Genomic DNA, 12,300 nt, shown 5'->3' with positions numbered 1-12,300 from the left:
CAAAAAAGTGTTTTGCAGTCTTAAATATTGGTTTATATTTGCATCCGCTAACGAGAAGGGCAATTAGCTCAGTTGGTTCAGAGCACCTCGTTTACACCGAGGGGGTCGGGGGTTCGAATCCCTCATTGCCCACAAAGGCTTCACAGAAATGTGAAGCCTTTTTTTATTGGCATCGCCAAAGGGTTTAATTGGTCTCAAAAAAGGGGGATCAAGTGCAAAATCTGGGTTTTTACGATTTTAAGAATATAATATAATTCTGGTACACAAATTGGGCATCAGCTTGAAGCGTGTATCCCATATCGAACAAAGCGAAACCTTAGAGTATGCCAAGTAGGAAGATGTCTCTAAAGTACCGCACGTGTTCCCCAGCGTTTGTTCCGGTATTGTGCTATGCGTCGGTACAGCCTGCTCCCCCTTATAAGGGAGAACCCTAAGTCTTAGCAAAGTCTAATGATCCGTAGGCTCATCTCTTGACAAGGCCTTAAAAATGCCTTATATTAGCAGAGCTAAGCTAAGACGCGTTTATCTTAACCGCACAGCCTAGGATAGGGGAAGGCTCTTTTTATAAGTTAGATCTTAAAGAGCAGCTTGCCATACTACCTGCAGCGAGTACTCCGTGCTGCCATTATTCCATTTTAAACATTTCCAGAGCTCCATTCACCCAAGGTTCACCCGTAGTTCACCCGAGGTTCACCCGCGTTTCACCCGGGGATAGAGCATAGCAAAGGCAGGGTAACGGTATGCTAACGTTATGGGAACGGCAGTGTAGCGGTTCTTATGCACTAGTTGTGGATGCCATGCTACTTTTTCAAGAAACGCAATTTCTTAAAATTCCCAATACGATAAGCTGATTTAAATGCATGCCCTTGCACGTACTTGCACGGTCTCGCATACTGCAGCATACTTTTACATACTATAGCCTACTCTCGCATAGCAATTCGATTTTTAGAGGGGTTTGCTTCGAGTCTCGTTCGGGTCTCCTTCGGGAGAGCTTCGGTAAAAGGGGGTGTTTCTCGAACAATACCCGAAGGAAACTGGAAATAGGTTCGAACAAAAGGGATCTTTTAAGGGGATTTATCCCCTTTTTTTAGTTTAAATCATGGGATTAAAGGATTCTGTAAATAACTTCTAAAACAAAGGTCTATTTTTATAAATGCAACTCAAAAGTGTTGATATCCCGTAAATTTTGAGGGGATATGTATATATTTAGTGTTGATATAACAAGTTGGGTGCAAGCTAAAAAAAACAGAAAACAAATGACGAAACAAGAAAATCTACTACAAGAAATAGAATCTAAAAAAACTGAATTTAAGACAGAAAGTTACCCGATGTCTATTGGAGAGCTTATTAATCTTCATAAAAACGGAGAATTAATAATAAATCCAGATTTTCAAAGATATTTCAGATGGTCAAATACACAGAAATCACGTCTAATTGAATCTATTTTGCTTGGTATTCCTATTCCTTCGATATTTCTATTTCAAAGGGAAGATGGTATTTGGGAAGTTGTAGATGGACTTCAAAGAATTTCAACTCTTTTACAATTTATGAGTGAGCTTCCCGAAGTTGAAGATGTTCCTAAAAAAGGAAGACTTGTGCTAGAAGGAACAAAATATTTACCACACTTAGAAGGAATGGTTTGGGAAAAAGAAAAAGATGAAGACCTTGAATTGCCAAATCCATTGAAGCTATTTATTAAAAGGTCTAAACTTAACCTTTCAATTATATTAAGTGATTCAGGAACAAATGCAAAATTTGATGTTTTTCAAAGGCTAAACACGGGTGGTTCATTTGCTTCTGACCAAGAAGTACGTAATAGTGTTATGATTATGATAAAAAAAGACACATTTACGTGGTTTAAAGAACTAGCAAATGATGAAAACTTTGCAAATACAATTTCTTTGAGTGATAGGCTTTACGATGAGCAGTACCCATTGGAATTAGTCCTTCGATTTATTTCCTTAACTAAATATGAATATACAACGAAAAAAGAATTAAGTGACTTCTTTGACGAAATCACCGAAAAAATATTACAGGATGATGATTTTGACTATGAAAACGCTAAAATAGATTTCGAGAATGTATTTAGCACAATTAATCAGGTTTTGGGTGATGATGCTTTTAAACGATATGATGGAACAAAATTCAAAGGAAAATTCTTAGAATCTGCATTTGAAGCAGTTACAATTGGATTAGCAGAGAATATTGAGCAATACGATTTCCCTGATGACAATAATCTTTTATTGAACAAAGTAAAAGAACTTCACAGTAACGAAACCTTTATAAGGTATACAGGCTCAGGCTCAAATGCAAGAACAAGAATTCCTAAAATTATTCCATTCACTAAAGAATTCTTCAGAAAGTAATGAGCAGAAATCAATTATCCTTTGACGTTTTATCTGATAAAGTTATTGGTGAATTTTCTTGGAGGAGAAAGGAATTGACTTTGTTAAAAAATAAGATTCCGTCAGTTAAAAATCCTTTACAAAGTGCTATGATTAGGGCCACTTTACCTCTTTTGTATGCACATTGGGAGGGCTTTGTTAAAGTATCACTTTCATATTATCTCGAATTTGTTTCCTATAAGGCATTAAAACATAATGAATTAAAAACTCAGTTTATTGCCCTGTCATTACAAAAGAAAATTGGTGCCTTAAAAGAAAACAGCATACAAAGTAAAACTCAAATTATCGATTTTATTTTTTCAAGCTCAGAAAAACAGTCCAACATACCAACCAAAAATATTATAAACACAAAATCGAATTTAGGATATGATGTTTTAGATGAAATCCTATTTATTATGGATTTAAAAGATGTTCATTTTGAAAGTCAAGAAACATTAATTAATGATTTGGTTAACGAACGAAATTATATCGCTCACGGAGAGCATAAATTAATTGACTACGATACATTTACAGAATTTTTTAATGATACAATTTCACTTATGGAATATTTGAAGACGAAAATTGAAAATAGTGCTCTCTTAGAAACTTATAAAAAGCCAGCACCCAACACTGGTAACCGTTGCACAAGTCCGTGATTTCTATAAAAACCTATTTATCTAAGCCGCTTTTAAGCAGTTTTCTAGTTTTATATCCTTGATACACTTGGGAAGTTCACATAGGTTAGCAACGCTTTAGATGCTACTAGCGGGGTTGTTTTTAGTCTAAAATACAAGCTGAGCATTCCTGCTCCGCTTTTTACCCGTTTTTGAGTGAATTTGAGGTATTTTTTGAGGTTGTAGGCGATGGCTGAGAGCTGCATACACTTGTTAGCTTGTTTTAAGCCTATAGTGTTTACTTTGCGCAGTCCCATAAATTGCGTGAGTGTACCAAAAACAGGCTCTACCGTGCTTTGCCGTTTGCCTTTCATATACCTGCCCTGTGTCCCGATAGCTATCGGGATCTACCCGGGCGATGTTGCGCAGGTATTCTGCACGGTAATAGGTGACACTAAATTTCTTTTCCTGAGCGCTTTTGCCTAAACAGCTGCTGCGTATAGGACAGTCAATGCACACGTGCTTGCGACAACGGTACTCTTTCTTGCGTGTGCCGGTTCTGTAATCGTTAAACTCCTTAGTAAACGGGATGATCTTACCCTGTGGACACAGGTAATGATCTTGTTCTTCAACATACATAAATCCATCAGGACCGCCCTTAAAGGTGCCGTGCGGCGGTATAAAACTCTTTAAGTCCTGAGCTTCTAAAAATGCATAGTTCTCGCCGCTACTGTAACCCGTATCAGCTACACAATTCTCCCAGACTAGACCTTGCTGCCACAAGCGGCGCTTGACGCGTTTTACAATATCGGGCAGTTGCTGGTTGTCTTTACCATCGGCGTGGTAGGCTTTAATGTCGGTGATCACATGATGACCCGTATCTACACTAAGCTGACTCAAGTAATTGAGCTTTCTGGCTTTGCCCGGTTTGACACTGATGCGTGCGTCAGGATCGGTAAGACTGTCTTGCCTCCGACGAACGGAGTGAGAGGAAGGCACTATTACTGGTGTATTTACTGCCTTTGTTACCAGCACCCGGTCGCTGATCCTGATCTTTGCTCCAACGCTTGTTGCGGGTAGTAATAGCTTTTAGCTCCTGTTCATTAGCGGTTATGCTGCGTTGACCTTGGTCTGATTTATCGACTTTACTTTTGCGAAAAGGCTGCTCTTTATCCATCGCGCTAATGTGACGAACTCTGCGCAGGTGAGACTCCAGTTCTTCCTCAGGAACTTTAAGTTCCAGACTATCCATTGAAGCGTTGGCTTTTACAGGAGCACTATCAATAGCCTGTGTATGACCGCTGACCATTCCCTTAGATACACACAGTTCAAAGACTTTAGTAAAGACTTCTTCAAAAACCTGTTCAGGAAATAACTGTCGCGTACGGCTAATGGTAGAATGCCAGGGAAGCTCATCATCGATATCATAATCCAAAAAGAATAAAATATCCAGCCGCATACTACAATGATCCACCAGCTTACGGTCGCTAATGATGTTTTCTAAATAACCCACCAAACAGAGTTTAAAGAAAACAACAGGATCAATACTCTTTTGTCCGCTACTACCATAAAAACCTTTGGTAAGCGAGTAAAGAAAATCTAACGAAATAGCACTCTTTAAACGACGATAGAAATTATCTTTTGGGACACGATCACTCAAACGGAAATTGTTGAATAACTTTTCTTGATATGTCTTTTTGCCTTGCATACTTAAAGTTATGAATCCAATGAAAAATTAATATCAATCCTATGTCAAATTTTTGCTAACTTGTGCAACAGGCACACCGTATATAGCTAATAGCTAGTAAGTTGTTTAATCGAAGTTAAGGCTTATTTGGAAAGTCGCCAAATTTTTAAATTTGACGATTTCCAATAAAAAAAGATAAACAGTAAAATTTAAAAATCTGGCTTGTGCTCAATCCGAAAATAGTTTTCTAATTTGCACGCTACGAGCCATATGTGTGCCGAGAGTAACGACCGGCTGAAAGTCGTTACGCAACTGTTTATAAGATGGTGGAACTGCCTGTGCTGAGCGCAGTCTAAGTGACCCACCAATGTTGTCCTACAGGGAAGAGCGTTAAACCACCATAAGGTGCTTTGGTTAAGAGCTAAGGTATTGAGCGTTATGGAAAAGGCTACGTCAAGAACTAGTCAGGTATGAATACTGGAGATGAATGCAAATGAACCTCTGATGAAGTGTCGAGAAAGTGCAACCTTCTGTCAAAAGTGTTTGAAGTATGACAAACATTATAAGTCCAGCGGTCACCTGTTTATTGGCTGGGCGGCAGGCGTCATTTAGGAGGCATGACCAGTATTTGGGCTTATTTACGGAACTCGGGAATCTGTGCCAAGATGCAAAGTGAAATGTACAATAGCGCAAACTAGAGGCAAAATAGCGATGCTTGGTATAGGGGCGGACTAACTCGTAGTAGTGAAGAAGCTCCTGTAATGGGAGTGGAGCAAAGGGGTTAGCTAAATTGATGTACATACTGCCAACTTGAAAAAAAAGGATGAGCTATTTTTGTATATCAGGTTAGAAGAGCCGTATGATGGGAGACTATCACGTACGGTTCTGTGAGAGGCTCGGGGTGAAATTCCCCTTGTCTACTCGACGTGTGCTGTGAGTGAAGCATAGACTTCACGCAACTATTTATGAGATGGTGGAATCGACCCACCAGAATCTGCTTATAGGAGCTGGTTCTAAACCACTTTTCTGATGCATTCAAAGTAATTTGTTTGTGTGAAGCGAGAGAAGAAAAGGCAGGCTAGATTTGTCAGGTGTTGATAAAAGAGATGAGCGAAAGCGAACCTTCCGATGAAGCGTCGAGAAGGCAAAACATGTTGCCAAAACCGAGAAACGTCGAGTTCTCAGGGACAAGGATAGCGGAAACCTATTTACTGGCTATTCGGTAACCGTCGTATAGGGGGCATGACTTTTATCTGGGCTTATAGATGGAACGCAGGAAGCCTTACATTAATGTAAAAGAGAAAGATCAAGTAGAGCAACTGCAAGATGATTACCAATGTAGTGTAAGGTGGCGGACTAATCCGTAGTAGTGAAGAGGCTCTTGTAATGGGAGTGGAGCAAAGGGGTTAGCTAATTTAAAATACAATTTGCCAACTTGAATAGAGGATGAGCTTATACTTGTAGATTAAATTAGAAGAGCCGTATGATGGGGGACTATCACGTACGGTTCTGTGAGAGGGGAAGGGTGAAACTCCCTTTTCCTACTCGACACACAACCGTTACCTGCAAGCTGCCAAAAATGCTGATATACGACAATATATTTCAAATAAGAGAAATTTTTTCAAATCGACCATTTAGGGGAGTTATAGAAAAGTATGACTTAGCTGAACCTGAAATTTCAAGAGGCGAAAGACAAATTACAGAAACGGTTACTGTAAAACATAAGATGGGTGGAAAAACACTCTATGATATTATTTGGACAACTAATGCCTATCCAGTGATAGTTAGTGAAAAAGTAATTGAATTATTTAAATCAAATAGAATCACAGGTTGGGAAACGTATAATGTGGAAATTCGCTCAAAAAAAAATGAATTGATTGATCAAAAGTTTTTCGGTTTAATAATAACAGGGCGTTGTGGACATCGAGATTACTCTAAAAGTTCTATAGTTTTAGATAAAATTGGAATTAAAACTAAACCACATATTAAAGGTTTTTTCTTTGATAAAGATTTTTGGAGTGGTACGGATTTATTTATGTGTAAGCCAGATGAAAAAGGAAATTTAAATATGAATATTTTTTGCACAAAAAAAGTTGTAGACCTATTCAAAAAGAATAAAATAAAAAATATTGACTTTAAAAATCTTAAAGAAATAACATTGGCTATTGAATTATTCAAAGTACCTCTAACTGATCAACAACAGAATGAAATGGAAAAAATAAAAGCCAGCAGGTAACACCGGTAGCCGTTGCACAAGTCCCTAATTTTTTTTAAAAAACGCACTGATTCAAATCGTCCCGATAGCTATCGGGATGAGCGATTTTCTAGTTTTAGACCGTTGATAAACATTGGAGGTTAACGAGCATTAGCATTAATTTAAAAGCCTCTTTTAGGGCTGTTTTGAGTCTAAAATACAAGCCGAGCATTCCTGCTCTGCTTTTTACCTGTTTTTGCGTGAACTTGAGGTACTTCTTAAGGTTGTAGGCGGTGGCAGCGAGCTGCATACACTTGTTGGCTTGTTTTAGTCCTATGGTGTTTACTTTTCTCAGTCCCATAATCCCGATAGCGGGAGAGTTAAGGTTTCAAAGACAGATTCTACTGTGCTTTGTCGTTTGTCTTTCAACAAGGAGAGCGGGAATGTCATAAGGCTAGTATGATTAAAAAATATCGATCTATCTTTAGGAACTAAGACTGATCAACAAAAAAACCGCTAAACTTAGATTAGCGGGTTTTTCTATTTGTGTTGCTTGCTTAGCGCAATCCATCAAGATGCTTCTGCTCGGTTTAGAGGGGTTATTTTAACGTTACATCTAGGTAAACAGAATGCCGGTCGTAGGTCTCGTAAAATGGTTTAAAAACGGTTCCGTCTATTTTAAATTCTAACTCTTCAGGATTTCCTGTGATAGTTTTTCCGAGATCAGAAGCATCTAGCGTAATTTTTCTGAAATCTGTACGGGGTTCAGATTCCTGAGCGGCTAATAATACCGGACCATAAAATAAGCTCGCAATATTTTCTTGATCCATTATAGGGTCTAGGTGAAAACGAAACGGCATTTTAAGTTCAATTGTATCACCATTTTTCCACTTTCGGTCTACGTTTAGGTAAGTGCCGGGCACAATAGAAATATTCTGAGTTTTTCCGTTAAGTTTAAGTTCAACTCCAGTTTTAGCCCAGCCGGGTATTCTGATGTTGAGACTGAATTTGCCTTTTCCTTCAATGGTGAATTTACTGTGATCTTTGTGAGGAAATGCAGTTTCTTGCTTGATTGTTACGTTTTTTTCGGTCCAGTTTAGGGTTGAAGGCACAAACAGATTTACAAAAAGCGCTTTGTTATCTATGCTTTTAAAATAGATTGAATTTTGAAGTTTGGTGCTGCTTTCAAGTGCTGTTCCGTTACAACATGTAAAACCACTCATATCAGCATTGCTAAACTGCTTTTTTGAACCCGGTCTTAAGGGGATATGATACGTGTTCGCCGGACTATCTTCTGCTACTGAAGCTAAGATCTGGTTGTACATTGCTCGTTCGTAGTAATCCATCAATTCCGGTTGTTGATTGTAAAAGAAAAGTCCGCGAGTTAACTTGAGCATATTGTATGTTCCGCAGGTTTCATTTTGTCCGCCGGCAGATAAACCATTTTCATAAAGCGTAGCCGGTTGCGCCACAAAACATTCAGCATTTGCCGGATTTCTCGCTCCTGCAACGCCACCGATACTGTACATATAATCGTTTTTGGTTTTGTACCAAAAGTTATCTGCTATATTGTAATACTCAGGAGATTCAGAATTGCGGTACAGCTCAAGAGCCCCCATGATTTGCGGGATGTGTTGATTGGCGTGCAATCCACGATAGGTGTCTACATTTTTTGCGAGTCCGTGAGAATGTTCAGCATCACCATAAAAAACTTTGATATTGTCAAATAATTGAGCGGTCTTTAAATAATCAGGTTTACCGGTAATGCGATAAAGATGCGCTAGAGATTCATTAATGCCGCCAAATTCACCGGCGATATAGGTATTCCACATCGTGATTAATGTTTCAGCGGGTAGCTTGCTTAGTCGTGTGTGAACCCATTCAGCCATTCCTTCGGCAACTTCAAGCGCTTTTTCATTTCCGCCCACTTCATAAACGTCAATCAGTCCGGCTAAAATTTTATGCAACGTATAATACGGTGCCCAAACTCTGTCTTCTTGTCCACCATATTTCGCTCCATTTTCAAGCATTATAAATTGATCTGGAGGATATGCGCTGATGTAACCAGTACCCCAGTTCCAGTAATCGGTTCTGATGCCGGTTTCGCTCAAATCAGAATTGTAAGAAGGCTTTCCCGGTCCTGTAGGCACGGCAGCAGGATCTGAAACAAATGGTCCATCTGTGCTCTCGGGTTTACCTGAAAGTTGAGATAAATCATATAAGATATTCACCATATAATTCATTTTATCTTCAAACTCTTGGTGTAGCTTTTTATCATAGGTGGTGCTTCCGTAAGCTTGTGCGATTGCTGTTAAATAATGTCCGGTTGCATGGCCTCTCAATTTCGTTTCCTGAGTGTCCCAAACCCCAAGCGGTTCTGCACCTTGAGGCTGCTTTTGCCCAAAAGCATTTCTGAACATATACAGAAAAGAATCTGGATTGGTTTCAGCAAGCGTATTGATAAACTTGTCGCGGTTCTCAATGAACTTTGAATCCTTTCCCAGAGCATTTGCATCAAGAGAAACTTCATTCAACTGAAAGGGTTCCAGAGTGCGATTGGGTGTGTCATTTGCATCGGTATCTTTTACAATTACCGTAGCCGTAGGTTTAAAATCAGTTCCTGAAACTCGACCGGTAATGGTATAGGTGCCGGGTTTTAAAACACTGCTGTTATCTTCAGGAGCCGGCCAGAGCACACGTACTTGAGGAGCTCCAACCGGAAGCTTATAGCTGCCTTCTACAAATCTGGGTAAGCGTGGAAGCTGACCAACAACCGTTTCAACAGTAACATCAGAAACAGCAGTTAAATAGTGATTGTAAAGTTGGGGGACATTATCTTCAAAAACCGGAAGGTTGTCTTCTGGTTCGGCGCGCTCATTCACCACACTTTCTCCAGTTTTAGAAGCGTTTTGATAAATACGTGCAACTTGATTTTTTCTCAATGGAATACGGTAAATTCTAAAATCGTGTAGAAGTGCATCTAAGGAGGTTTCTTCTGCAGATAATGATTTGCCAATAAAAAGCTGATTAGAATCAGAATTGAAAATCGTACTCAAATCCAGATTTGAAGCTTGGGCTGTAGCAGCAAGCTCACCATCTAAATACGTGTTGAAGCTTTGTGAGGGAAAATCTATTACGATAGCAATATGTATCCATTTTTTAACTTCTGGAGAAGATGTTGTCGTTTCTGCAATACTTACAGCATTTTTGACAAGAGTAGCTCCAAATTCACCAGTTTTTTTTGCTTTAGGGGTGGCAAAAAAATGAGAATCATCAGTAGAACCAAAATCAAATAAATATTGATTGTTTTCAATAGCATTTAAATAAATCCAAGTAGTAATGGTTAAAGATTCTATACCGTTTAAAGTTTCTTTAGGAAGCGTTAAATAGTTCTCGTTAGCTAAACTTAAAACGTTTTTAAACCTTTCGTCTGTAACATAAGTTTCAGTATTATCTTGAAGTGTAGCATGTAGATTATTACGAGACCAGTCTTTTGCGTTTCCGTCAAAAATATACCGAGCGATCAAACCAGTTTCTCCTATGCCGTCTAAAATCTGGTCTCCGCTTTGCGCGTAAGTTGTTGACTTGGAGAATAAAAAGATGAGAGTTAAGCTGAGTATGTGCCTTGTTAAAGAAGATTTCATAAGATGAATCGTAATAATTTTAGAACTTAAAGTGTATTTGAAAGTCTGAAGAATTCTCAAATTCTATTCAGATAATTGTAAATATAAATTGCTGAAGATGTTTTGATTAATTAAAAACTAATCAGTTTTGATATTTTATTACCTATACTTTTTTTGTGCTCTAGAAGACTTAAAAAGTTTGAATTACCAGAACATTTAATCAATAATTTTATCTAGTTTGATGATAGATTGAGTTCAAATCAGATAAAAAAGAATATAAAACTTACATTTTAGAGTAAATACTAAAAAAAATGTTAAAATAATTTTTATATTTAAGCGTTGTTATTGCTTTATAAGTGGAAACTTTTAGCCAATTCGATTAAATCCCAATATTCAATGATTATTCGTAAACCTCTTGTTTTAGGTACTTTTCTGGTGCTTATTTCTTTCTTCGCATTATCATCTCCAGATTTTCAAGAGACCCAATCTAAAAAGACTCATGCTATTGAATTTGTTAATCCATTAAAAATTCAAGCTCAAAAAGAAGCAGCGTATATTTATAAAAGTAGAAAAGCTGTTTTAGCAAAAGAGATTGCTGCCTATTTTGAAGGTATGATTAATAAGCGCTTGATCGTTGGTGCAGGAGTAAGTATTGTTCAGGGAGATTCCATTCTCCTGAAAGAGGGCTTTGGTAAACGTAATGTTTTTAAAAACGACAGGGTTGATTCTGAAACTGTTTTTAGGTTAGGCTCTTTGTCTAAAGGTTTTACTGGTATTTTAGCAGGAATTGAAGTTAAGGATGGCGCTTTGAAATGGGATGATAAACTGGTTGACTTGATGCCGGAATTTCAATTAAAAAGTAAACTGAATGCAGAGAAGTTAACGTTATCAAATGTGCTTTCTCATACCACAGGAGTGCCTTATCATTGTTATACTAATCTTGTAGAAGATGGTATAGAACTTCCGGAAATTGCTTCAAGATTCAATATAATCAATACGATTGCAAGGCCGGGTAAAGTTTATAGTTATCAGAATGCGATGTTTGCATTAAGTGGTGAAATGATGCATACGGCAACCGGGCAAACCATTCAGCAGTTGCTTCAGAATAAAATTTTTACACCATTGAATATGAAGACGGCTTCTACAGATTATGAAGCCTTGATCAAAACTAATAATTATGCTTATCCACATAAAAACACACGCAAAGGGTGGAATCGCCTGCCAGTCAATAAAAAATATTTTAATGCAGTTGCAGCAGGAGGAATAAATGCAAGTGCAGCTGATATGGGTAAATGGATGCGCTTTTTGCTAGGTCATAATGAGCGCGTTTTAGATTCAGAAAGTATAGCCAGAGTATTTAAGCCTCAGGTTGATATTCCTGATGCCCATAAGTATTATCAGCGTTGGAAAGGGCATTTGAGATCTTCATATGCTTACGGTTGGCGTATACATGAGTTTGTTGATGCAGAAACCGGTGATCAAAGTAAAATGATACATCACGGAGGAAGTGTAAGTGATTTTAGAAATGAAATAGCATTGTTCCCTGGTGAAGATTTAGGTATTTCGGTACTATTTAACAGCCTTACTCCCTTAGCCAGCTTTGTGATTCCGGAATTGCATGAGATTGTAAATAAGGTGATGAATATACCGGTTGATAACTTAGAATTAGGAAAGTTGGCTACAGCCAAATAGACGAAGTACGGAATATTTAGTTGTAATATACGTAAGATAAAAAGTACTTAAGGAAGTCTTTATAAATTAGACTTTCTTTTTTTTATATTATTTTCAAAAACCATCT

Annotated in this window: 5 protein-coding genes, 1 tRNA gene and 2 pseudogenes; 5 read left to right on the top strand and 3 right to left on the bottom strand. The window is 38.0% G+C overall.

Annotated features, from left to right (window positions below; translation table 11 throughout):
- The first annotated feature begins 57 nt into the window (after nt 1-57).
- The 3 genes from BUB91_RS08055 to BUB91_RS08045 all read left to right on the top strand — a co-directional run bounded on the left by BUB91_RS08055 (nt 58) and on the right by BUB91_RS08045 (nt 3,040).
- Nucleotides 58-132: transfer RNA gene (locus BUB91_RS08055), tRNA-Val, on the top strand.
- Between the two features lie 1,124 nt (nt 133-1,256).
- Nucleotides 1,257-2,366, top strand: coding sequence for a DUF262 domain-containing protein (locus BUB91_RS08050; RefSeq protein ID WP_073098834.1), 1,110 nt, complete (start codon nt 1,257-1,259; stop codon nt 2,364-2,366).
- Nucleotides 2,366-3,040 carry an MAE_28990/MAE_18760 family HEPN-like nuclease gene (locus tag BUB91_RS08045; protein WP_073098721.1) on the top strand — a complete coding sequence of 225 codons (675 nt, stop codon included), beginning with the start codon at nt 2,366-2,368 and terminating at the stop codon, nt 3,038-3,040. The genes BUB91_RS08050 and BUB91_RS08045 overlap by 1 nt, the downstream gene beginning before the upstream one ends.
- A gap of 134 nt (nt 3,041-3,174) precedes the next feature.
- Here the strand turns inward: BUB91_RS08045 and BUB91_RS21715 are convergent.
- Nucleotides 3,175-4,706: pseudogene (locus tag BUB91_RS21715) on the bottom strand (IS1182 family transposase); the annotation flags it as partial.
- A gap of 1,558 nt (nt 4,707-6,264) precedes the next feature.
- Between BUB91_RS21715 and BUB91_RS08030 the strand changes: the two are divergent.
- A complete protein-coding gene (locus BUB91_RS08030; RefSeq protein ID WP_128759330.1) occupies nt 6,265-6,921 on the top strand; it encodes a hypothetical protein in 657 nt (218 codons plus the stop codon).
- A 94-nt stretch (nt 6,922-7,015) separates the two neighbouring features.
- Here BUB91_RS08030 and BUB91_RS21710 read toward each other — a convergent pair.
- Together BUB91_RS21710 and BUB91_RS08025 are read right to left on the bottom strand one after the other, a co-directional pair.
- Nucleotides 7,016-7,308: pseudogene (locus tag BUB91_RS21710) on the bottom strand (IS1182 family transposase); the annotation flags it as partial.
- 170 nt (nt 7,309-7,478) lie between these two features.
- On the bottom strand, nt 7,479-10,523 hold the full coding sequence (locus BUB91_RS08025) for a beta-L-arabinofuranosidase domain-containing protein (protein ID WP_073098718.1): 3,045 nt from the start codon (nt 10,521-10,523) through the stop codon (nt 7,479-7,481).
- Nucleotides 10,524-10,898: 375 nt separating this feature from the next.
- On the opposite strand from BUB91_RS08025, the gene BUB91_RS08020 reads away from it, so the two are divergent.
- Nucleotides 10,899-12,194 carry a serine hydrolase domain-containing protein gene (locus BUB91_RS08020; protein ID WP_073098717.1) on the top strand — a complete coding sequence of 432 codons (1,296 nt, stop codon included), beginning with the start codon at nt 10,899-10,901 and terminating at the stop codon, nt 12,192-12,194.
- Nucleotides 12,195-12,300 lie beyond the last annotated feature (106 nt).

This window comes from Leeuwenhoekiella marinoflava DSM 3653, assembly GCF_900129005.1.
Classification (GTDB): domain Bacteria; phylum Bacteroidota; class Bacteroidia; order Flavobacteriales; family Flavobacteriaceae; genus Leeuwenhoekiella; species Leeuwenhoekiella marinoflava.
The sequence above is the reverse complement of the archived record's forward strand: the minus strand, read 5'-3'. Positions and strand labels throughout refer to the sequence as shown.